At 48.7% G+C, this 24017-nt stretch carries 19 protein-coding genes and 1 pseudogene; 3 read left to right on the forward strand and 17 right to left on the reverse strand.

Features of this window, described 5'->3' with window-relative positions; genetic code table 11:
* Nucleotides 1-356: 356 nt before the first annotated feature.
* From AC3ITG_RS27475 to xylA, 4 genes and pseudogenes are all read right to left on the reverse strand, one after another.
* Nucleotides 357-944, reverse strand: a pseudogene (locus tag AC3ITG_RS27475) (glycosyltransferase family 2 protein); the annotation flags it as partial.
* Nucleotides 841-1557, reverse strand: coding sequence for a glycosyltransferase (locus AC3ITG_RS27480; RefSeq protein ID WP_489251920.1), 717 nt, complete (start codon nt 1555-1557; stop codon nt 841-843). The gene AC3ITG_RS27480 and the pseudogene AC3ITG_RS27475, both read right to left, overlap by 104 nt.
* A 293-nt stretch (nt 1558-1850) precedes the next feature.
* Entirely contained in the window at nt 1851-3344 is a 1494-nt protein-coding gene (gene xylB / locus AC3ITG_RS27485; RefSeq protein WP_489251921.1) for a xylulokinase, read from the reverse strand.
* A 479-nt stretch (nt 3345-3823) separates the two neighbouring features.
* Nucleotides 3824-5140, reverse strand: coding sequence for a xylose isomerase (gene xylA / locus AC3ITG_RS27490; protein WP_063566575.1), 1317 nt, complete (start codon nt 5138-5140; stop codon nt 3824-3826).
* A gap of 199 nt (nt 5141-5339) precedes the next feature.
* Between xylA and AC3ITG_RS27495 the strand changes: the two genes are divergently transcribed.
* Together AC3ITG_RS27495 and AC3ITG_RS27500 are read left to right on the forward strand one after the other, a co-directional pair.
* Nucleotides 5340-6506, forward strand: a complete 1167-nt coding sequence (locus AC3ITG_RS27495; protein WP_489254539.1) for an ROK family protein — start codon at nt 5340-5342, stop codon at nt 6504-6506.
* A 145-nt stretch (nt 6507-6651) separates the two neighbouring features.
* Nucleotides 6652-6849 carry a hypothetical protein gene (locus AC3ITG_RS27500; RefSeq protein WP_053779005.1) on the forward strand — a complete coding sequence of 66 codons (198 nt, stop codon included), beginning with the start codon at nt 6652-6654 and terminating at the stop codon, nt 6847-6849.
* Nucleotides 6850-7068: 219 nt separating this feature from the next.
* Here AC3ITG_RS27500 and AC3ITG_RS27505 read toward each other — a convergent pair whose 3' ends face one another.
* Both AC3ITG_RS27505 and trxB read right to left on the reverse strand, forming a co-directional pair.
* Nucleotides 7069-7299, reverse strand: coding sequence for a glutaredoxin family protein (locus tag AC3ITG_RS27505; RefSeq protein WP_024631391.1), 231 nt, complete (start codon nt 7297-7299; stop codon nt 7069-7071).
* A 60-nt stretch (nt 7300-7359) separates the two neighbouring features.
* The gene (gene trxB, locus AC3ITG_RS27510) at nt 7360-8301 is read right to left on the reverse strand and encodes a thioredoxin-disulfide reductase (RefSeq protein WP_064640605.1); all 942 of its coding nucleotides are present in this window, start codon (nt 8299-8301) and stop codon (nt 7360-7362) included.
* A gap of 253 nt (nt 8302-8554) precedes the next feature.
* Here trxB and AC3ITG_RS27515 point away from each other — a divergent pair, with 253 nt between their 5' ends.
* The gene (locus tag AC3ITG_RS27515) at nt 8555-9286 is read left to right on the forward strand and encodes a ZIP family metal transporter (RefSeq protein WP_053779008.1); all 732 of its coding nucleotides are present in this window, start codon (nt 8555-8557) and stop codon (nt 9284-9286) included.
* Nucleotides 9287-9438: 152 nt separating this feature from the next.
* Here AC3ITG_RS27515 and AC3ITG_RS27520 read toward each other — a convergent pair whose 3' ends face one another.
* The 11 genes from AC3ITG_RS27520 to AC3ITG_RS27570 form a co-directional block, all read right to left on the reverse strand.
* The gene (locus AC3ITG_RS27520) at nt 9439-10254 is read right to left on the reverse strand and encodes an alpha/beta fold hydrolase (RefSeq protein WP_413373641.1); all 816 of its coding nucleotides are present in this window, start codon (nt 10252-10254) and stop codon (nt 9439-9441) included.
* Nucleotides 10255-10465: 211 nt separating this feature from the next.
* The gene (locus AC3ITG_RS27525; RefSeq protein ID WP_489251922.1) at nt 10466-12478 is read right to left on the reverse strand and encodes a heavy metal translocating P-type ATPase; all 2013 of its coding nucleotides are present in this window, start codon (nt 12476-12478) and stop codon (nt 10466-10468) included.
* Between the two features lie 361 nt (nt 12479-12839).
* Nucleotides 12840-14147 (reverse strand): homocysteine synthase, encoded by a 1308-nt coding sequence (locus AC3ITG_RS27530; RefSeq protein ID WP_489251923.1) that lies wholly within the window; start codon nt 14145-14147, stop codon nt 12840-12842.
* A gap of 246 nt (nt 14148-14393) precedes the next feature.
* A complete protein-coding gene (locus tag AC3ITG_RS27535) occupies nt 14394-15239 on the reverse strand; it encodes a sugar phosphate isomerase/epimerase family protein (RefSeq protein WP_489251924.1) in 846 nt (281 codons plus the stop codon).
* Between the two features lie 35 nt (nt 15240-15274).
* On the reverse strand, nt 15275-16027 hold the full coding sequence (gene kduD, locus AC3ITG_RS27540) for a 2-dehydro-3-deoxy-D-gluconate 5-dehydrogenase KduD (RefSeq protein ID WP_413373645.1): 753 nt from the start codon (nt 16025-16027) through the stop codon (nt 15275-15277).
* An 81-nt stretch (nt 16028-16108) separates the two neighbouring features.
* Complete coding sequence (locus AC3ITG_RS27545; RefSeq protein ID WP_489251925.1) at nt 16109-16867, reverse strand: DeoR/GlpR family DNA-binding transcription regulator; 759 nt, start codon at nt 16865-16867, stop codon at nt 16109-16111.
* Nucleotides 16868-17096: 229 nt separating this feature from the next.
* The gene (gene kduI, locus AC3ITG_RS27550; protein ID WP_413379833.1) at nt 17097-17936 is read right to left on the reverse strand and encodes a 5-dehydro-4-deoxy-D-glucuronate isomerase; all 840 of its coding nucleotides are present in this window, start codon (nt 17934-17936) and stop codon (nt 17097-17099) included.
* Between the two features lie 170 nt (nt 17937-18106).
* Nucleotides 18107-19090 (reverse strand): zinc-dependent alcohol dehydrogenase family protein, encoded by a 984-nt coding sequence (locus AC3ITG_RS27555; protein ID WP_489251926.1) that lies wholly within the window; start codon nt 19088-19090, stop codon nt 18107-18109.
* A gap of 121 nt (nt 19091-19211) precedes the next feature.
* Entirely contained in the window at nt 19212-20855 is a 1644-nt protein-coding gene (locus tag AC3ITG_RS27560) for a glycoside hydrolase family 13 protein (RefSeq protein ID WP_413373649.1), read from the reverse strand.
* Nucleotides 20856-20876: 21 nt separating this feature from the next.
* A complete protein-coding gene (gene pgmB / locus AC3ITG_RS27565; protein ID WP_413373651.1) occupies nt 20877-21566 on the reverse strand; it encodes a beta-phosphoglucomutase in 690 nt (229 codons plus the stop codon).
* Nucleotides 21567-21780: 214 nt separating this feature from the next.
* Nucleotides 21781-23976, reverse strand: coding sequence for an alpha-L-rhamnosidase-related protein (locus tag AC3ITG_RS27570; RefSeq protein WP_489251927.1), 2196 nt, complete (start codon nt 23974-23976; stop codon nt 21781-21783).
* Nucleotides 23977-24017 lie beyond the last annotated feature (41 nt).

Here is a 24017-nt window from a genome sequence, read left to right on the forward strand (position 1 = left end):
TCCGATAGTCGATAGATATGATAGGCCGGAAAATGTGTATCCACGTATAAACGGAAACCCAGTGCCTGTGCACGAATGCAAAAATGACGGTCCTCACCCCAGAAAGATACATTCGGAATCTGGTCATAGGAAATCCCGGAGTCCAATACGTTCCTACGAATGAGGGTACACGCCCCAAGTCCCCCCACTTCATAACAACCCGGGGTACGCAATTGCCTCAGAAATGTATCCGTTTGTGTACTCTCGTCCTCTGCCTCCTCCCCTGTGACCCGTTTGTTCTTACGAAATAGGGCGTACTCATCCTGCAACCAGACTTGTGGCATTTCCCTTGTGCCCGGCTGCCATCGTGTCCAGAAGATATTGGAGATGATCTCCTTCCTTTTCGATACGAGCTGTTCCAATGTCCGTGGATGCAGGACGAGATCGGAATCAATCAAGAAAACGGCATCGTACTTCTGGTCATGGGCATATGCCAAAATACGATTTTTCAGTCCGGCTACCCGCCAGATCTGTTCGTCGCGCCAATAATGCCCACCCTCGTCCTTGTTGTAAATTCCTTTTCCCTGACTGGCATCTGCCTCATCTACATTGGCATCCAAAAGGTTGCCTTCATGCCGAAGTACAAACTCCTGGAGCATATTGGATGCCGCTTCTTCTTCGTTGTCGTCCACAAACAGATAGTCTGTCGTTACCGTCGTTCGCTCAAGCGATTCCAAGGACTGGAGAAATTCACGGAGTACCGCAGCCGTCTGCCGAACAGGACTTGCGATAAGAACCTTTTCCTTTGGCTCTTCTTTACCTTTTTCTTTTTCCCTCTTCAAATCTATTGTCCTCCTTCCCTTATTCCGACCATTGCAGGAGTCTTGGATCTGCATCCAAAATCGATTCGTACTGTTCCTTCCAGCCATATCTCGCATCCGGGTCCAGTGCCTGATAGCGCTCATATTTACGAATCCGGTCCTCTGCACGTGCCCAACCATAATGCTTCACCCGAGGGGAGTGACATCCATAGGCAAAATGCTGAATGGTTAAAGGGAAACGGCCGCAGTGCTGCGGAGTTTCCTTCCATTCATAGCTCCATTCCGGTCGGTATCGGACCAGAAATGGCCGATAATACACATGAGCCTGCCAGTATTGGTCTTCCCGGTAATGTGTATCGCTCCACATATCAAACAACCTGAAATAAATGGCGTCCTGCGTTCCACCCAACAGTTGATTCCGAACAATACCAAAATCCGTCGTCAGAATTTCGTCCGCGTCCAGATTCAAAATCCATTCCGGTTTGGTAGCCACCGTAGTCTCCCACTGTTGCTTGCGTAAACTCACCTCATCTGCAAACAGGGAGACCGGGTTCACAATCAACGTAAGCGGGATTCCCTCCAGCATTTCCTGGCATAAAGCGACGGTATGGTCTGTACTTCCGTCGTCAATGATCACCGCACGATCAATCCACGGCCGGTGCGTCTCCAACGCCTGTCTGAGATACCTGTACCCCTCATTGCGGACAATCATGGACAAGGTGACATGCGGCCTCGTGGTTGTTTCACTATCTTCCAACTCCCCACCTCCAGGCTGAGTCTGTCACGCATATTACCTGATGTAATATGGCTGATTAAAATGGCATAACCCCTGTTAACCTTAATATCTAATCTATGCGCGTCTGGAATAGGGTTATGTCTGGCATGGAACCTTTCATGACGTTTAGGAACCTTCAAAATATGATATGTCCTTCTTTCATGAACAACGACAAAAAAGGCACCCGCTTTCGCAGGTACCTCCTTAATTTAATATTTCATTGGTTTAATATTTAATGACCTATTGGGATCTCGATATGGAAGAGGTCTGAATAATCAACGATATGCTGCCAGACGGTCATTCAGGCTGCGTGTTTGCCCGTACACATCCTGATACAGTGCAAATAGTCCGTCATAAACCTTGACCGTTTCCGGGTTAGGCGCGTAGGATTTGGCAGGGCGAATGAACGCTGCTGCACATTCCTGCAAGGATGGGAACCAGCCACAGCCATAAGCTGCCAGCATCGCCGCGCCCATTGCTGGGCCCTGCTCACTTTCCAATTTCACAATGGTTGCATTGAAGACATCGGCCTGCATTTGAAGCCAGGCTTCATTTTTAGCACCACCACCAATGGAGATAACTTCATTGACCGTTTTGCCAGCGTTACGCAGAATATCAATGGACTCGCGCAGCGAGAATGTAATGCCCTCCATCACAGCACGTCCAAAATGCTCCAGCTTATGTCCGGCATCCATGCCGATAAAGCTACCACGAATGTTCGCATCCGGGTGTGGTGTACGCTCGCCGACGATATAAGGCGTGAACAGCAACCCGTTGCTTCCAGCCGGAATTGCATCAATGCCCTGCAAGAGCACATCAAATGATTTGTCTGCTGCAAAAGTATCCTTGAACCAGGACAGGCTATATCCTGCCGCAAGCGTTACCCCCATAATATAGAACGCATCTTTCTCGCCATGGTTAAAAAAGTGCACTTTGCCTTCGAAATCGAGATCTTTACGCTCTTCATAGGAAAGCACAACCCCGGACGTTCCGATGCTGCACATGGTCTGTCCTTCACTCAGAATGCCTGCGCCAATGGCTCCGCATGCATTGTCCGCACCGCCTGCATATACTTTGGTTGCGGCTGCAAGTCCGGTTTGATCCGCAATCTCAGGCAGCAGTGTGCCCACTTCTTCAAATGACTCCACAAGTCGTGGGCACAAGGATACCGACAGTTCAAAAGCTTCCGCGATTTCCTTGCTCCACTGTTTGCCTGCAACGTCCAGCAGCAATGTGCCTGCTGCATCCGAATAATCCATGGCATAATCACCTGTCAGGCGATACCGCACATAGTCCTTCGGCAACAGGAACAGGGCTGCCTGTTGCAGCAATTCCGGCTCGTTCTCCTGTACCCACAGAATTTTGGGCAGGGTAAAACCTTCGAGTGCACGGTTGCGGGCAATACTTAGCAGTTTGCCATCCAGCACCTTCTCAATGCGGCGGCACTGAGCCGTTGTCCGTGTATCATTCCACAGAATTGCATTGCGTAGCGGTTTGCCCTCGGCATCCACCAGCACCAATCCATGCATCTGTCCGGAGAAGCTCAGTCCTTCAATTTCCGAAGGATGTACGCCGGACACCTCCAGCAATTTGCGCAGCGAAACAATTGTCTGCTCTACCCAATCTTCAGGGTTCTGCTCACTGTATCCAGCTTTGGGCTGGTACAGTGGATAAGCCTCGGATGCTTCAAACGCCACTTTCCCTTCACGGTTAACCAGCACAGTTTTGACTGCACTTGTTCCCAGATCGACACCAATTACGTAACTCATGAGTTAACTCCTCTCGTTTGTAACAGGATTGTATAAATGAAACTTTGATGCTCATGTGGGCACTCCGTGATCAGAAAACCCTCGGATCGCCGTTACCCCCGGATTTCCTTTATACCCTTTAGCAAGGGAGAAATCCGGGGATAAATGCGAACGCTTCGCTTCCTCGGGTCCTTTCTGCTCACTTCGTTCTGCATGCACCATCTTAGAAAAACATTTATATCAAAACAGTAAAACGTACTCGTTCTTATAGCGGAAAGATTGACCAATGACCTTGATTCGTCATTGGTTATAAATGAAACCTTGATACGCCTGTAGGTCACTCGTGTATCATTGGCTCGGGTATCAAAAAACCGCCCCCGCCTTCCCAGGGGAAAGTCGGGAACGGTCCGAATGTCATGCTTGTTCAGGCGTTCCGTGGTACAAGCTTGTACAGGGCAGGCATGGCTACATGCCATGCCTTGCACAGATGAAATCCGATATTAGTCAGCCAGGATGTATTGGTTGAGTTTTGCTCTCAACAATTCCTGACGTCCGGATTGGTTTTTGCGTGGGCTTTCGTTGTTCAGCGCGTACTCTGCAAGGGAAGCCAGTGTTGCTTTACCTGCAACTACATCTGCACCGATACCTTCGCTGAAGCTGCTGTAACGTTTTTCAATGAAGTCATCGAATACACGATCTTCAATCAATTTCGCTGCTACTTTCAGACCTTTAGCATACGTATCCATACCAGCGATGTGTGCCAGGAACAGATCGTCTGCTTCGAAGGAACCACGACGTACTTTGGCGTCGAAGTTCACACCACCACGGCCGATACCGCCATTTTTCAATACTTCGTACATAGTCAATGTAGCATCGTACATATCAACCGGGAACTCATCCGTATCCCAACCGATCAGCATGTCGCCTTGGTTAGCATCGAGGGAACCGAGCATACCGTTTGTGCGGGCAACGCGGATCTCGTGATCGAATGTGTGACCAGCCAATGTAGCGTGGTTTGCTTCCAGGTTCAGTTTGAAGTGTTTGTCCAAACCGTATTTTTGCAGGAAGGCAATGGAAGTTGCTGCATCATAGTCATATTGGTGTTTGGTTGGCTCTTTCGGTTTAGGCTCAATCAGGAATTGTGCATCGAAGCCAATTTCCTTAGCGTAGTCTACTGCCATGTGGAACATGCGGGCAATGTTGTCCTGCTCCAGTTGCATGTCTGTGTTGAGCAACGTGTCATAACCTTCACGACCGCCCCAGAACACATAGTTTTCTGCGCCCAGACGTTTCCCCACTTCCAGACCTTTCTTGATTTGCGCTGCAGCATGAGCGTACACATCTGCGTTGCAAGTGGAAGCTGCACCAAACATGAAGCGTGGGTTGGAGAACATATTGGCTGTATTCCAAAGCAGTTTTTTGCCGCTGGATTTCATGTGGCCTTCAATCAGGTCAACGATCGTATCGATGTTGCTGTAGAACTCACGCAGGCTGTTGCCTTCTGGTGCGATGTCCACATCGTGGAAACAGAAGAACGGGAGATTCATTTTTTCCAAAAATTCAAATGCCGCTTCCACGCGTACTTTCGCGAGGTCCAGACCGGAGTATTTATCCCAAGAACGAACAGCAGTCTCTGCACCAAACGGGTCACTACCGCCCGCTGTTAATGTATGCCAGTAAGCCATGCCGAAACGGAAGTGCTCTTCCATCGATTTGCCGGCTACAACTTCTTCCGGATTATAATGTTTAAAAGCAAATGGATTCGTGGAATCTTTACCTTCGAATGAAATTTTATTAACGGATTCAAAATAGGCCATATAAAATGCCTCCTCAATAGTTTTAAAAGTAATCGTTTACAACGTTATCCTAACACATCGGTTATACTTTGTCTATTGGTTAAACAAAGTAAAAATAAAATTTTTTTTGCACGTTTGTTTACGCTATAATAGTCGAATAGCTTGTTTACGGATTGCGGGTCTGAACCCTTTTATAGAAGAATAGGAGTGCCTTATGGATATGAAAATTACCGGAGACCAGATGCTGGTCAAAAAAATAAACAAGTCGATCGTCCTGGATACGATTCGGCGTCATGCCCCCCTCTCCCGTGCGCGGGTATCCGAGATTACAGGGCTGAATAAAGCAACGGTATCCAATCTGGTTGCCGATCTGATCAATGATGAACTCTTGCAGGAAATTGGCCCTGGGGAATCCAGCGGTGGACGTAAACCTCTGATGTTGCTATTTCGCGGTACATCGGGATATGCCGTAGGTTTGGAGCTCAGCGTAACCCACTTAAAGGGTGTGCTCACCGATCTGGAAGGTCATATCATCACAGAGTACGCCGTGAAGCTGGAACATCATGATGTGTCCTCTGTATTTGAACAGTTGAAACTTGCGGCAGAACATCTGATTCATGCAGCCCCTCCCTCCCCTCACGGGGTAATTGGCATTGGTATCGGGGTGCCGGGTATGGTGGACGAGGAAGGAACGGTGCTGTTTGCACCCAACCTGGGGTGGGAGAAGGTGCCACTGCGCGCCATGCTGGAAGAAGCATTCAAGCTACCTGTTACGATCGATAATGAAGCGAATGCAGGTGCTCACGGAGAGTTAAATTTTGGTGCAGGCATCGGTGTACGTCATCTGATTTACATTAGTGCAGGCATCGGGATCGGTTCAGGCATTATGGTGGATGGTGAGCTGTACAAAGGAGCCTGGGGATATGCCGGAGAAACCGGCCATATGTCCATTGAAGCAGAAGGCAGACCATGCTCCTGTGGTAATCGTGGCTGCTGGGAGTTATATGCTTCGGAGAAAGCTTATGAGCACCCGGATCATCAGTTGCTTTTGCCGGCACATACGACACGGGAATTGATTGATTATGCACAGCAAGGCCATGAAGATGTATTGAAGTTATATGAGGAAATCGGCCGCAAACTGGGGGTTGGCATCACCAATATCGTCAACAGTTTCAATCCTGAACGCATCATTATCGGCGGCCCTCTTTCTGAAGCAGGGCCATGGATTGAAACGGCGCTGAAACAAGTGGTGGAGGAGCGTACGTTGCCCTATCACCGCCGCAGTTTGCAGATTGAATGGGCTGCTCTGGGCAGTCGGTCCACACGTGTTGGTGCCGCTTACTCAGCAATTTCCCAATTTCTAGGTAAAATAAGAGTGTCCGTCTAATAACCGATGAAAATTGACATCATTTTGCCCCATTTCCTCCCTTTTTGTTAAAGAAATCCAGAGGTATAATAGGGTTATGTGATTTTTGTCATGGTGGCATGAATGTCGCCGTGTTAATTCCGATGACGAAACGGAGTGAAAATTCGTGACCTACGTGGATACTTCAGATATCTCGGCGCAAATGTTTGTCACCGTACTCCTGTTCCTGATCGTGCTTGCGCCGCTGTTCAGCCTTGGCATACTTCGATTGTTTCAGAGCAAAAAGAAGGCTGGTTTCATGTACATGCTGTCAGGCGTACTGGTGTATGTAGTATTTCAGACCTTTATGAGTATATTTTTTTAGATAAAATATGTTTGATTTTAACGTCAAATCCCCTTTTACATCCACAAAAGAGTTCATGAAACATGTGCTCTGTTGTAGCTGTGAAAGGGGATTTTTCATGTTGCAGATAAAAGAAGCCTCAGTCCTGATTCGGACTAAGGCTTCTCCAATATATATTCAAACGGCTCGCGCGAACCGGAATAGCTGCATGTGACTTGAACTTACCCTATACAGGGTAAATTAAGCGTCCAGCGCTTTGGCGAATTGAGTTTTGTTCATACCCAGAATGCGGTGTTCACCAATAACAGTCAGAGGTACGGCACGTACGCCCATGTCCCATACTTGTTGTGCGAACTCATCGCTTGTCTCGATGTTGCGCTCTTCATAAGAGATGCCTTTGTCAGCCAAGAAGCTTTTTACTGATTTGCAGTTTGGGCAGTTGGTTGATGTGTATACAATTACGTTTTCCATGTTTATTCACCTCATATTGTTATTTTATAGACTAATCTATTGATCAAAACAGCTCTTCCCTTACAGAACTACTGCGCTGTGCTCCAAGCTCTCAATATATTTCTCTGTATCCATCGCAGCCATACATCCACTACCTGCAGCTGTGATCGCTTGTTTGTAACGGGTATCCTGTACATCACCACAAGCGAATACGCCTGGGATATTGGTTTCGGATGTGCCCGGTGTAGTCAAAATATAACCGTGTTCGTCGGTTGTGATTTGTCCGCCCAGGAATCCAGTGTTTGGTGTGTGACCAATTGCAACGAATACACCGCTAGCAGGGATGATTTCTTCTTCACCTGTTTCGTTGTTCAGTACTTTCAATCCAGTTACGCCGTTGTCGCCAGCCAGCACTTCAAGAGGGGTACGGTTCAATGCCATCTCCACTTTCTCGTTGCTGCGTGCACGATCCTGCATGATTTTGGAACCACGCAGTTCTTCACGACGGTGTACCAAAGTTACTTTGGAACCGAAACGGGACAGGAAGCTCGCTTCCTCCAGCGCGGAGTCGCCACCGCCAATAACAATGATTTCTTTGTTGCGGAAGAAGAATCCGTCACATGTCGCACAAGTGCTGACACCACGGCCCACATTCGTTTCTTCTCCAGGAATACCGAGGTATTTAGCAGATGCGCCTGTAGACAGGATCAAGGTTTCGGATACGAGTTCACCCATACCTTCAACCTGAATTTTGAATGGACGCTCGCTCATATCGATGTTGTTTACCCAGCCTGTACGGAATTCTGCACCGAAGCGTTCTGCTTGTTTGCGCATATTGTCCATCAGTTCAGGCCCCATAATGCCGTCAGGGAAACCTGGGAAGTTCTCCACTTCTGTTGTTGTTGTCAATTGACCACCAGGTTGCGGTCCTTCAATAACGAGTGGGCTCAAGTTGGCACGTGCCAAATAGATTGCTGCTGTCAGCCCTGCAGGGCCTGTTCCAATAATAATTGATTTATACATGTATAGTTCCTCCCCCGGGTTCTGCAAAAAGGTCAGGCTCTCCGGCATCAAAAGCAAATGCTTTTGCATACACTAGAACGAAAGCCTACATCATGTCCACATGAACTGCCCGTTATGACAATTAACCTATGCAGAAACGGAATTCTAATTTATAATCATTCTAATCTGTTGTTCATTATGATCTCTTTTATGTACGGTGTCAATGCTCGGCAGCGATTATGAAGAAGTCTTCATCAGGAGGGAAAATGGAAGCATGAACGATGCACTCATTGGCAGCTTTATCTCAGCCATGTCTACCGGCCTTGGGGCCATACCTATTCTATTTATGCGTAAAGTTACCCACCGTCTGCGTGATATTTTGCTTGCCTATGCAGCAGGGATCATGACCTCTGCCTCGGTGTACAATCTTATTCCGGAAGCGCTCGGGCAATCCAATTTGTTTGTACTTGCCCTTGGTATTATGCTGGGCAGCATGGTCCTGCTTGTGCTGGAGATGAAGATTCCACATGTTGATTTGGAAAATCCCGAGAAGATGCCTTTCAAAATTGAAGCCAAAGCCTTCATGATCATTGCAGCCATCACCATGCATAACCTGCCCGAAGGGTTATCGGTAGGTGTCAGCTACGCAAGCAGTGACGCAGGACTTGGCAATCTGATTGCCTTTTCCATTGGATTGCAGAATGCGCCGGAAGGATTCCTGGTCGCCCTCTTCCTCGTTAATCAGAACATCGGTCGCTTCAAGGCGCTCGGCATTGCCACGCTGACTGGTGCAGTTGAGATTGTTACAGCTATGATTGGTTATACACTCAGTAGTCTGGTCTCCGGTCTGGTCCCTTATGGTCTTGCCTTTGCAGCGGGTGCCATGATGTTCATCGTATACAAGGAACTGATTCCTGAAAGCCACGGCGACGGCAATGCACGGGCGGCAACGGTTTCCTTTTTGCTCGGATTAATCACCATGATTGGCCTGACTGAACTCTTTTAATGGTAAGAACAAAGAACAGCCCTTACATGAACACAACGATGAACGGCAAAAACCTGAAAGGACAGCGGCTCGCTGACTTTCAGGTTCTTTTTTTGTTCACAAATGAAGATTCAATGAAATAGTTGGAACGATCTGTAAAGGTCGTTTGACGATCACAATCCGGATTTGATAAATCGAATCAATTCGGCATTGAATTTTTCCAATTCATCATAGAACGCCCCGTGACCGCTTTCCTCAAAAGCAATCAAATGAGAACCAGCAATGCCTTTGTGCATCTCTTGGGCAAACTCAAACGGACAGATCTCATCCTTCTTCCCGTGTAAAATCGCTGTTGGCACCTGAATTGCACTCAGGTCACCTCGCAAATCCTCATCTCGCAAGGCAATGGCACTGTTAATCGTACTGTAAGACGAAGCCTCCATACCGAGTGCATGGAACCAATCCATAAACGGCTGACTGTGCTGCTTCGCGAAAAACATGCCGCCAAATGTCTCCAGCAGCTTCGGACGATCTGCGAAGATCGGCTCGATAATCTGCTCGGTGAGCTGCGCTGGAGTCAGCCCATACGGATAACCATCACGCTGCGTGAACACCGGTGCCGCCGCAGACAATAGGGCCAGCTTGGATACACCATGTCCCGCATGGCGGGCCATATAATGCACGGCAATCGCTCCACCCATGGAGAAGCCTGCAAGTACCACGTCAGTCAACTCCAGATCATCAATTACAGCACGCACATCGTCCGCCATCCGGTCGTAGTCATAGCCTGTGGACGGTGCGTCCGACTTGCCATAACCTCTGAAATCTATTGCGATGGCACGAATGCCATGATTCGGCAGTACATTTAATTGATATTCAAACATTTTATAATTGACTGGCCAGCCGTGCAAAAAGACAACTGGTGTTCCTTGACCAATATCTTCAACAAATACACTCACATTCGGTTCAACTTGTACGTAACGTCCCATATTTCACAGCTCCCTTTATTGTCATGTCGTTGCAACGGCATATGCCGAACTGCATGGTTATGTTTCAATAACAACGCTCCATTTCCTGTTCCGTGCGGAACGTTCCTCTGGAATCGCCTCTTCGAATCATTACCCTCTGACCCAAGGTTCAAACGCCATGCGATTTAGCTGAGTTAGAAGCGATATCCAACATAAACCACTCTCAGCCTTGTTATCGTAGCAATCTCAGCCCATTTAGAATAACCAGGATCGTGCTGCCCTCATGGCCTACTACACCCAATGGTAATGCAACATCTTGTAAGAAGTTGCCCGTGATTAGAACCAGAATTACCGTGATGGCAAAAAAAATATTCTGCTTCACCGTCCGCTGTGCCCGGCGCGCCTGCCTGATCACCCAGGCGATCTCTTCAATATTGTCATTCATCAGTACAACATCTGCTACTTCCAGTGCCGTACCGCTGCCCGATACTCCCATGCCCATACCCACCGTCGCCGCTGCAAGTGCAGGTGCATCATTCACACCGTCGCCAACCATTAACACTTGCCCATACTGTTCACGAAGCAGATGCACCTGTTTCACTTTATCTTCAGGCAACAGATCTGCATACACCAAGCCTACACCTGTCTCACGGGCGATCACCGCTGCCGATTCGGAACGATCACCTGTCAGCATGGCTACCTTCACGCCCATAGCTTCCAGCTTTTCCACCGCTGCGGACGCTTGTGGGCGCACGGTGTCCCTCATCGCGATCAGTCCGGCCATCTCCCCGTTCGCTGTTATGGCAGACACGGTCTTGCCTTCTCCCTCAAGTTGGGCACGTATGCCATGCCACACAGCCAGATCGTTCATATCAGAAGCACCCAATTGTCCTTCTGTATCATTTGCATTATTTACCTCACTGATATGATGCGTATTCAATTCATCCGTTTTGCCAATTTTCCAGAGAACACCGTTTACTTTCCCCTCAATCCCCCAGCCCGTCAGAGCTTGAACCTGTTCAGCAATCGGGAGTATGATGTCCTCCTTGCTTGCCTGCTCCACAATGGCCCGAGCCAGCGGGTGCATCGAAAGGTTCTCAATCGCGGCTACCGTACCCAACAACTGTGCCCGGTCATATCCGTCTGCCGTTATAATATCGGTCACCTGTGGGGTGCCCATCGTCAATGTCCCTGTTTTATCAAAAGCAACCACCCGGGTCTGGGCCATGTTCTCCACATGAGCGCCGCCCTTGAAGAGAATACCGCGACGCGCACTGCTGGACATAGCTGATAACATGACCGGCATAATCGAAGAAACCAGGGCACAAGGTGAAGCTACAACCAGAAACACCATTGCTTTGTAAAACGCCTCGTTCCATGTCCAACCAAGCAATAACGGTGTTCCCGCAATAACCAGCACCGTTACGGCGACAACAATACGGGCGTATATCCCCTCGAATCGCTCAATAAAGCGTTGGGAATCCGGCACTTCCGTCTGCGCCTCTTCCACCAGTTTAATGATTTTGCCAAACAACGATCCTTCAGCGGATTTGGTCACCTCCACATATAGAGCACCTTCGCCATTCACGGTACCTGCGTATACCTCGTCACCAGCGATTTTGTCTATAGGTAAGGATTCTCCTGTAATCGAGGCCTGATTGATAAAAGAGCTACCCCGGTACACTACACCATCCGCCGGAACCAGTTCGCCTGGTTTGACCAGCAACAGATCCCCCGGCTGCAAATCATCGATGGATACACGATTCATCTTCCCGTCCTCAATACGCAGCGCCGTTTCCGGTTTGAGCGCCAGCAGTGATGAAATATCCTTGTGACTGCGCTCCGTTGCATAGCTTTCCAACGCACCACTTAACGCAAAAATAAAGATTAGCATGGCGCCTTCATTCCAGTAACCGATGGCTGCCGCTCCCAACGATGCTGCAATCATGAGCAGATTTACATCGAGATCACGATCCTTGACCAGTGTCTCTATGCCTTCTTTGGCCTTGGTCCATCCACCTATGGCATACGCAACGATATATAGCAGTACGGATAATGGGTTGGACCACGATGCAGTCGCCCAAGCAATAAGCATCAAAAGTCCACTGCCCAGAGCAGCTTGCATTTCCTTGTTGCGCAGCATAGCCCGAAAGTCTGGTTTGCGCCCTCGTCCCGGACCAGGTGTGTTGGCAGAGCGCTGTTCAGCTTTTGCTTGGGTTTGAATAGGTTGGTGTATCGCTTGCATATGAATCACAATCCTTTCTGATTGTCGGGTTGTGGAGTGCATTTTGCAGCATCCATGTTCCCTGTATTGAAGTCGTATTGAGAATGAGAGCCATTGTTAATGCCCTAAAAATGACACATGCTGCTGCGGGAATCCCGCAGCAGCATGGTTATTGAATGGTTATTGAATGATTTTGAATGAGAATGATAATCATTTTTGTACTTATGCAATTATTTTTACCCAATGCAACTTTTGCTTCATTATATGCCTGTGTTCTGCATTTGTAAATGGGTTTTTCACCTTAGCCGATGTAAAATTAAAAAAAGCCACTCGTCCATAAGGACAAGCGGCTCGTGTGAATTTAATTTATTAACGTTATGAATTAAACACTAACACTTGATTGCTGACTAGCCTTAATGGCTTGCTCCAGATCGTAGAGGATATCCTGAATATTCTCTGTACCCACAGATAAACGAATCAGCTCAGGATTAACGCCTGCTGCAGTCTGCTCATCTTCTGTCAGCTGTTGGTGCGTCGTACTTGCCGGATGAATGATCAGTGACTTGGAGTCACCTACGTTGGCAAGGTGAGAGAACAGCTTCACATTCTCAATCAGTTTGCGTCCTGCATCCACTCCGCCTTTGATACCAAAGGTCAGAATGGCTCCCTGGCCTTTCGGCAAATACTTCTGTGCCAGTTCATAGGAAGGGTGACTCGGCAAACCTGCGTAGCTTACCCAGTCCACATCCTCATGTTTCTCCAGATATTGCGCCACAGCCAGTGCGTTGCTGCTATGACGTTCAACACGCAGATGCAGTGTCTCCAGTCCTTGAATGAGCAACCATGAATTGAAAGGTGAGATAGTAGCACCAAAGTCACGCAGCAATTGTACACGAGCTTTGATAATATAAGCAATCGGTCCAACCGCTTCTGTATATACGACACCATGATAGCTGGAATCCGGTTCTGTCAGTCCCGGGAACTTGCCACTCGCTTTCCAGTCGAATTTGCCGCTGTCCACAATAACTCCACCAATGGAAGTACCGTGACCGCCAATAAATTTGGTAGCCGAATGAACGACAATATCAGCTCCATGCTCGATTGGACGAAGCAGATATGGACTTGGGAATGTATTGTCTACAATCAAAGGAATGCCATGTTCATGGGCGATGGCTGCCACAGCTTCAATATCCAGTACGTTGCCTTGCGGATTACCGATAGTTTCAGCGTACAATGCTTTTGTCTTATCCGTAATCGCCGCCCGGAAATTTTCAGGATCACTGGAATCTACAAACTTTACATCCAGGCCAAGTTTCGGTAGTGTGGTTGAGAACAGATTATACGTTCCTCCATACAGACTCGCTGCGGAAACAATCTCGTCACCCGCACCTGCGATGTTTAAGAGAGAGAACGTAATCGCTGCCTGACCGGAAGCGGTAGCCAGTGCACCAGCGCCTCCCTCAAGTGCAGCAATACGTTGTTCGAACACATCCGTGGTCGGATTCATCAGACGCGTATAGATATTGCCAAACTCTTTCAATCCAAACAGATTGGCTGCATGCTCCGTATCACGGAATCCGTAGGATGTTGTTTGGTACAACGGTACAGCACGTGCATGGGTGGTCGGATCAATCTCCTGGCCGGCATGGATTGCCAATGTTTCAAATGAAAGCTCACGTTCGTTTGACATAAATCTGTTTCCTCCCTTAACTTATACGTTTGGCAAATCCCTAGATGTCATGACATGGTGGCGTATGTTTTCCATATTCTCTCACAAGATGTCGCTTTTGAAAAGAAGTATTTCCGATCTTTCCGATAAGAAATGTTAAATATGTAACAGTAAGACTGCTACACCAAAAAAACCTTTGCTCCCGCAAAGGTTTTCCGGATTTTTTTCAACCATCACCTGCTGAACTTCTGCCCGACTTTATACCGTCTATACCCGAACGCCACTCCATATCTCACGTAAATGCTTGGCCGCTGGGACAGCATCTTTCGCCGTTACCCCTTCTAGTGAAATATCGATGTGTGGTTTATAGGTCTTCAATAGTTCAAAAAATAACGGATAATCCAGAATGCCCTCACCCGGCACCGGATTGAACTTTTCACCCTGTGCATTGAAAGCCACATCTTTGGCATGAATGACAATGATGCGCTGATACAGCGTTTCCATCACTTCACGCAGAAATGCAGACTGGTCAGCCACATGCGGTTGTTTGATCAAATTACAAGGATCGAACAGCATGCCCAGATTGGATGAAGGAATTTCTTCAAACAGGCGGATCATATGTTCACGTGTATGAAGTGTATGAGTAGATACAGGCTCAATCGCCGCATGAACGCCCCACTTTTCCGCCTCTTCCGCCAGTTCCTCTACCGTCTCCCGCAGCACCGTCCACGCCTTTTCTTCATATCCGTCCGGATGAGAGTCGCGATACGTATCCAGGCCCCCGGTCTCCGTTGCCACCATGCTGCAACCGAAATCCCGGGCATAACGCAGATGCTCCTTGAATCGATCAATGTCTGCACGAAGGGCCACAGGATCAGGATCAATCGGGTTAATGTAGCAACCCAATACCGCAATCTTGACTCCGCGCTGTGCAAATCGATCTCCGATCTCATTCGCCAGTCCAGGGCTCAGCTTGCCATTGGCCGAGTCCACATCTGACAAAGCCTTGGCTAATGCCAGCTGTACCGAATTAAATCCGTTATCCGCGATGGTCTGTGCAAGCTGTGCTGTAGGCTGTTTGCCAAACGTATGCGCAAGAATACCAAGTTTCATGTCACTGCCTCCTTTGCCATCGATCGCTGACAGGGTTAACGAGCCATCCAGCCGCCATCCACATTCAGTACGTGACCATTCAAATAATCCGAAGCCGCCGATGCCAGGAAAACAACCGGACCTTTCAGATCCTCAGGTGTTCCCCAGCGTCCAGCCGGAATCCGTGCTGTGATGTCACGGTACCGATTTTCATCGGCGCGAATCTGAGTTGTATTGTCTGTTTCCATATAGCCTGGTGCAATCCCGTTGATTTGAACACCTTTGCCTGCCCATTCATTCGCGAGTGCTTTCGTTAAACCGGCTACCCCATGTTTACTGGCCGTGTATCCCGGTACGTTAATTCCACCCTGATAAGACAGCATGGAGGCAATGTTAATGATCTTTCCGCTTCCCCGTTCAATCATATGTCTGCCGGCCAACTGGCTCAGGAAAAATACCGTATTCAGGTTAAGACCTATGACATCATGCCAGTCCTGTTGACCGTGATCGGCTGCAGGTGTACGACGAATAATTCCCGCATTATTGACCAGAATATCAATTCTCCCTTGAAAGTCTAATGCCTTTTCAAACACCCCGGTCAATTCGTCCTCACGACTCAAATCAGCTTCAACCACATACGCTTTGCGTCCTAGAGCCTCAATGGCACGCGCTGTTTCCGATGGATTGGAGTAAGACACCAGCACAACATCTGCCCCGGCTTCGGCAAGGCCAATCGCCATTCCTTGCCCAAGACCTCCTGATGTACCAGTGACAAGTGCAACTTGTCCGCTTAAATCAAATGGGTTCATGAATGATTCCTCCGCATGTTATTGGGTTGCAAACCGTGTTCTTCAGCCTCGGCAGTCACGTAACCACTGTGGAACTGAAGGTCAGCTCTGATAATCGACTTCGATGCCATTTTGCCTGTACAGGGCTGCTGTTTCCTCATTCAGCCGACTGTCGCTGATGATGCAGTCCAGCTCCGAACAGTGTGCAAAGGTCCGAAGGGCAAATTGTCCGAATTTATAATGATCCACGACGCCATAGACCTGCTGAGATGCAGAGATCATCGATTTTTTAAGTGGCACCAGATCTCCTGTATATATGGAAAGTCCAAATTCCGGATGAAGTGCCGTCGTTGAGATAAACGCTTTGTGAATGTTGAGACCCGAAATGAAGGCCGCCGTGTCGTCTCCCACCAGCATATTGCGGACTCTTGCCCCGCCAGGCACAACCAGTCGCACCTGCTCCTTTTTGGTCAGCTCAGCAATAATGAACAGATCATTGGTAACCACGGTAATGGGTTGATTGTCCATACGCTTCGCCATCTCCAACGTGGTGCTTCCGCCGTCCAGGGCAACAATATCTCCTGGGCGGATATAAGCAAGGGCTCGCTCGGCAATCTCGGTTTTCTCCGAATGATGCTTTTCCGTAGCCCCACGACTCGTGAGGATGCCGTACTGGTCGTTCTGAGCCAGCATCGCGCCCCCGTGGACACGTACGAGCAATCCCATGCCTTCCAGCTTATCGAGATCCTCCCGTACAGTCTTGCCCGTCACCTGCAGCAGTTCACTCAGATCACTGACGGTGACTTCCTGCCGCTCCAGCAGAGCCTCCATAATTTTTTCATGTCTTTTCAATGGATTCATCACAGATCAACTTCCTATACATCTTTATTAAGGTGAATAACAAGTTTAACACGTAACACTTTGGGTACAGAAAACCTTCCGATCGCTCTTATCCCCAGATTTTTTTGAACCCCTTCTTCAAGGGGGAAATCCGGTGATAAAGGCGCACGCTTCGCTTCTTCAGGTCCTTTCTGTCCCCTCCGTTCTCATGTCTTCTTGAGTTCAACTTAAAAAAGATATTTGTAATTTATTATTTCAAGTCCTTCATCGCCACGCCGTCCATATCCTCGAACGTCTGGTTTTCCCCAGCCATTGCCCAGCAGAAGGTATAGCTGCTCGTACCGACACCACTGTGGATAGACCAGCTAGGAGAGATGATGGCCTGACGGTCACGTACAACCAGATGCCGTGTTTCGTTTGGCTCGCCCATCATATGGAACACGACGCCATCTTCCGGCAGGTTGAAATATAAGTATACTTCGGAACGGCGGTTGTGGGTATGTGCAGGCATTGTGTTCCACATGTTACCCTTGTCGAGTTCCGTAATACCCATTACCAGCTGACAGCTCTGGATTCCGCCTTCTCCCTGGTGGATATAGCGATAAATGGTCCGTTCATTCGAGCTTTCGATGCTACCGAGATGGTTCGGCTGAGCCTGCTCCTGAGTTGCCTTTTGCGTAGGATAAGTATGATGCGCCGGTGTGGAAACAAAATAAAACTGAGCTGGCTGGTCGTTGCCGCTGTTCTTGAATACAACCTCTTTTACACCTCTGCCGATATACAGGCACTCTTTCGCACCAATCTCGTATCCTTGACCGTCGGCTGTCACGGTTCCATGGCCTCCCACATTAATGATACCGATTTCACGACGTTCCAGGAAAAAGTTCGTTCCGATATCCTTCAGATTCACTTCAAGTGCAATATCCTTGCTTTGAGGTACAGCCGTTCCTACAATATAACGATCCACATGAGAGTAAACGGTCACCAATTCATCTGTTGCAAACAATTGCTCCATCAGGAATTCCTCGCGAAGACGGGATGTATCATAGTTTTTCACTTCATTTGGGTGTGCAGCATAACGGTTTTGCATCATTAATCCATTCCTTTCGTTAGTCAGATAATGTTCATATAAGTTCATTTTAGTTCATTTTGTATCTTTTGTGTACCTTTTTTTATAAAAAAAAGGCTAACCAGTATTTATTGGTTAACCTCATAATACGAACAGCATCCTATACTTCGATATTTTTACAATCTATTGCATTAGCTTAATAGAAGAACCTTTCCCTCGATGCTCGATTCAGCGGTTGCAATGGCCTGTTTCACATTTGCAAGCTCATATGTTGCCCCAATGTTTGCCATCAATAGTCGGCCTTCCCGAACTAACTCAATCACTTCATTGAATACCTGTTCCCATCGTTCTTGCGAACATCGCTCTACCCAATGCTTTAGCCAAAAGAGTTTAACGTTAACTTGCGTTCCGCGGGTCATCTCATGCCATAACGGTGAGATACCCGAGAGCAGTCCGACGCTTATTACCGTGCCATGCGGCCTTAAACAACTCACGAGCTGCTCTCCATCTGCCCCTCCGATGCAGTCGACAGCCGCATTAGCGCCACGCCCCTCCGTTAATTCTGCAACTCTCTCCTGTAGCAACTCTTCCATCGTATTCACAACAGAAACTGCCCCAAGGCAATATAACTCAGCAGTATGGCGAACATTTCTTGTGAGCGCAATCATACGAAATCCCAGAATCTTCGATAATTGTGCGAAGATTCGCCCAATTGCGGAACCACCGGCATTGACAATCAAGGTATCGCCGTACGTAAGATGAAGTATATCCGTACAAATCAGCCAAGCTGTTATCGGGTTAATGTAGATCTGACTTGCCGATTGATCATTAATATCATCAGGCACAATGATCGCATTTCGATCCAAAGTTCTCACCATCTCTTGCCACGTGTTCTCGCCTTTCAGCGGCAGGACGCGCCGACCCAACATTTGATTGGATACTCCCGGCCCTACTGCCTCCACTACACCCACTCCCTCGAACCCCGGAACAGCTGGCAGAAGGGTCCGATGCGGATATGCGCCTCGAACAGGAATGACATCTGAGGGATTAATAGGCCTTGCGCACATCCTCACCGCTAATTCACCAGGGCCAGGGGGTACTAACTCCTTCTCTTCTATGCACATCACTTCGTTCGGCTCGCCGAAACGATAATAACGTATAACCTTAGTCTTCATTATTGCATCTCCTAAAATCATTTTTCTTAAATAAAATATATCACTAGTGTCCCCAATGTTCGGATAAATCAAAGAACCCGACGGGAAAATCCCCGCCAGGCTCTGGTGATCTTACGATGTATTACAAGGAATAAATCAGCGCCTCATAAGGACGCAAACGAAGGGTGCCTTCTCTAACCTCATCCGAGGTTGAGCGATCCAGATTGCCAATGACCAAGCGGGCATTCATGGCTCGATCTGCGAAAGAAGCAGGCAGACGATAGGACTGCTCCCGGTCCGAATGATTGAGCATGACAAGCCATGTCTCTCCATCTAGACTGCGGCTATATGCATATACATGTTCTTCCCCGGCCGATTGGTCACGATAATCTCCATAGACCATAACCGCGTGCGTTTTACGCAGGGCAATCAGCTGCTGGTAATATGCAAATATGGAGTCCTGCGCGGCCAAATCCCGCTCCACATTAATCTCTTCATAGTTGGGATTCACCTGCATCCACGGCTGCCCTTCGGTAAACCCGGCATGCTTGCTGCTGTCCCACTGCATTGGTGTGCGGGAATTATCCCGGCTCAGCGGCTGAAGACTGTGGAGGACTTCATCTGGCGCACGGCCTTTACCGATTTCTTCCTTATATTTGTTCTTCATTGCAATATCGTGATATTCATCAATGGAAGAGAACCGGACACCCGTCATGCCGATCTCCTCTCCCTGGAATACATACGGTGTTCCCGGAAGGGTATGAATCATGGTCGCCAGTTGTTTGGCCGATTCCACACGGTATTGTCCATCATTGCCATACCTTGAAACCTGTCGGGTGTGATCGTGATTGTTCAGGAACTGGGAGTTCCAACCTTCATGGCGGAACGCTTCATACCAGCTCTCCTGAATTTCCTTGTACCGTGCCAGATCCCATGTAGGCATGTCATCCGCCACCTGGAAATGGAATAACGTATGCAGCTCTTTCCGATTGTCGCCCACATACAGAAGGCCATCCTCAGGTGTGACAAACGGAATTTCTCCTACGGTCATGATGTCATAATGCTGGAGAACCTCCCGATTCATTTCCTGCAAATATTCATGAATGCCCGGATTATTGCCCAGATAATCAATGTTCTCCGGGTGCTCCGCATCCGGGAAACCTTCCAGCTTGGCGAGCAGATTAATAACATCCATGCGGAAGCCATCAATGCCCTGATCCAGCCAGAAACGCATCATCCGATAAATCTCCTCACGCAGCTCGGGATTTTCCCAATTCAGATCAGGCTGCTCCTTGGCAAAGGAGTGGAAATAATACTCTCCCGTCCGCTCGTCATATGTCCAGGTCGACGGTTCAAAATAGGAGCGCCAGTTGTTCGGCGGGCCATCCGGCTTCCCCGGCTTCCATATATACCAGTCGCGTTTCGGATTATCGACAGATGAACGTGATTCTTCAAACCATGCATGCTGCTCTGATGTATGATTGACCACCAGATCCATAATGAGCTTCATGCCCAGTTCATGGACCTTGTCCAGCAATTGCTTGAACTGCTCCATCGTTCCGGCTTTCGCCATGATGCGATAATAATCCGCTATGTCATATCCGTTATCTTTATCCGGCGATTCATAGATGGGATTAAGCCAGATGACATCAATACCCAGACTTTTGATATAGTCCAGCTTGAGCATCAATCCTTCCAAATCCCCGATGCCGTCTCCATTCGCATCCAGGAAGCTCCGCCAGTAGACCTGATATACAACGGCTTCTTTCCACCATGCCCGGTTCATGCTGCATCTCCCCTTTTGTGCTTAATGGCTGTGCTCCCGCAACGTACGCTCCAGGAATGACAGCGTGAGCTGTGTCGTATCTTTCAGCACCACGTTCGCTCCGGAACCTTTAAGTACAGCTTCTTCACCAATACCCACGGCGATCATGCCTGCGGATTTGATAGCCTCAATACCTGCCTGCGCATCCTCGATGCCGATGCAGGCTTTAACGTCAGCACCTACTTCTTCTGCTCCACGCAGGAACAGATCTGGTGCAGGTTTGCCGTGCGGTACGGAATCTGGATGTACCACATAGCGGAACAGCGAGTCCAACTCCAGCGCCTTCAGAATTTGAGGGGCATTTTTGCTGGCCGAGGCGATAACCGCAGGAATGCCGGAAGCTTGCAGTTCAAGCAGCAATTCCCGAATTCCAGGGTAGGTGTGCTCGGGTGTCAGCGAGTCCAGCAACGAAACATAATGTTCGTTTTTACGCTGTGCGAATTCTTCCTTTTCCTCAGCCGAAAACGTATCTTCCTTGCCACCCAGACGTAAAATGCGCGCCAGCGACTCCCCACGGCTAATGCCCTTTAACTGCTCGTTGAACTCCCGATCAAACGGAATATCCAGCGATTCCCCCAGCTTTTTCCACGCTACATAATGGTACTCCGCCGTGTCAGTAATGACACCATCCAAATCAAAAATAACGGCTTGAAGTGCTCCGTTCCCTTTCATTACCCGTTCCTCCCCATGTTATTGCTCTAGTTGAGTTCAACTAAAAGATATTTACACTGGCCACTACGATGACAGAACAACCTTCCGATCGCTGTTATCCCCAGATTTTTTTGATATCCTTCTCAGAAGGGAAAATCCGGGAATAAAGGCGAACACTGCGTTTCTTCAGGTTATTTCTGCCCTCTCCGTTATCGTATAAATTTTTAGTTGAACATTATAGTTGCCATTCAATTCGTTTCTCGTTGCTTTCCCGTCTCTCGCCCTTCCAGTCCAGAACGACCGTCCAGCCCGATGCATTGGAAATGCTCGCATACCGTTTGCCCTCACGGGATTCAAAATGAATATCGAACTCTGCATCGCCTACCATCAGATGCTCCAGACTGCATGTTTTGTTTTCCCATGCCTGCGGCATATTAGGTGATAAGGTTACACGGCGATGCTGTGCTTCCGGTTGAACGCCGAAGAAATGTCGTACCACAGGTACAGCCAGTGCATAGATCGTCCACGCCTGGACTACACAGCCGTAGTCCGGGGACATCTCCGAGAATGAACCCGGCAGTACACGTGAGAAGCTTTTCCCCATCCGGCGAAGTAAATCCAGCGCGTGATCCGGATGCCCGTACGCCGCTTCTGCAACCGCATGTGCTCCAGTAGAGATTGTCATCGTGCCCTGTTGATACATGGCAGCAAGATACGTACCGTATTCACCAATGAAATCGCGGTTTCGCATTGCTTCCAGAGCACGCTGTGCTTTGTCCTGATCGGCAATTCCTGCTTCCATCGGAGTGACAATGACCCAGTTTTTGTTCAGCAGCCAACCGCGGTCTTTCTGATTTTCACCTGCATCGGCCAGCAATCCTTCCACGTACTCCCGGTAGTCTGTGATCCCTTGCTTTTCAGCGAGAGAAACCATGTAATCCACCTTGGGCACAATATCGGAAATAGGTGCAACGGCATCCGCATAGAGGCTGTCTTTTTCAGACCAATACACATCATTCACCGCACGTACCGCTTGTTCGGCCAGTTTTTGATATGTCTGGTGCCGCTTCGTTTCACCCAAATAGAGACTCATGTGCTCCAGCGCCTGAAGAGCCTTGGCTGTATATACGGCACTATCAATCAGTTCCATATTCAATCCGGCAATCTCGATGATGCCATAACCGGAAGGGAACAGGTCTCCGTCCGGATCCATCTCACCCAGCAGCCAGTCGATTCCCTGAACACAGTAGTCATAATGCTCCCGCAGAAGTGCATCGTCTCCGGTCCACAGGAACATTTCCCATACAAAGGCGATATAGTGTGCCGTCTCCTGCGTGTTGCCGCGATTAGACACGGCTCCTATCGTGGTCACTTCATGCACAAAACGTCCATTGCCGTTCGCTTCCTTGGATTTCTCCAGCAATAGATTCAACGTATCCCGCACCAGTTGATGATCTCCCGTAGCAAGCACACCCTGAAGCGCATACGTACTGTCACAGCCGAACCACCACGGATACGTGGGTCCACCTGCCGTCAATCCGCGACCGATTCCGTCTACTTGCTGCACCAGCCACTGATTATTGCGCTTCACCCAGGCAAATTGCTCGTTCAGCTCATCCTCGCCTTCAATGGTCAACACTGCGCGCTGATCCAACTTGTCGTAGAGTTGCTGCTTCTGCTCTTTCAAGCTGACGTAGTCACGTTCGATGACTGCATAAGTCTGCTCACAGGCTTCACGGGACGACTCCGAACCGGCAACAAATAACCGGAAGCGGAATACATCCTTCTCCTCCAGCGTGCATTCGGTTACAAAAGAAATGCCTGTGCCCTTGCCTGCCGTCAGTTCTGGTCCGTAAATCTCAGGACCAACTGTCATTTCCGTTCCAGGCAGGTCACTTCCAATCACAGCATACCAGTCTTGGGCATCATCTTTGACGATGACTTTGCGCGAAGAAATGGCTTCTGCTGTTTCACCCGCTCCTGGGATAATTCCGATCTCATCGGAATACCACACTGGACGGAGATCGGTACGTGACAGCAGCTCCAACTTGAGCCGGGTTGTTCCTTTGCCGTAAGCGCTGATCTCATATTCTGCGACCATGCCTTTTTCATAATCGGGGGCAAACTGGTTGCGTTCAATGGATACCGGAATGTGGCTCAATCCGTGATCATAATCGAACCGGCTTCCGCCCCAGGATTCACTTGTGAATCCGTCTGCCCTTGCCCATACCGCAATGTTGCGATCCAGATCGGTTACCTTCAGCCAGAAGCCGTCCAACAGCTTGATCGGATGCAGCCATACACCGCCCATTTCGTTAGCCATATGATGCCCAAAATCGGGAAAGTATCCGTCCTGGGTACCGCAAATTTTCACGTATTCACCTGCGTTATAATACAAATTAAATGGATGTCTGCTTGTTAATGTGGCCATGATAATCCTCCTCTGCGGTTTGGCTCACCGCTCATCTCTTC

The organism is Paenibacillus sp. GL_099_B (assembly GCF_057835695.1).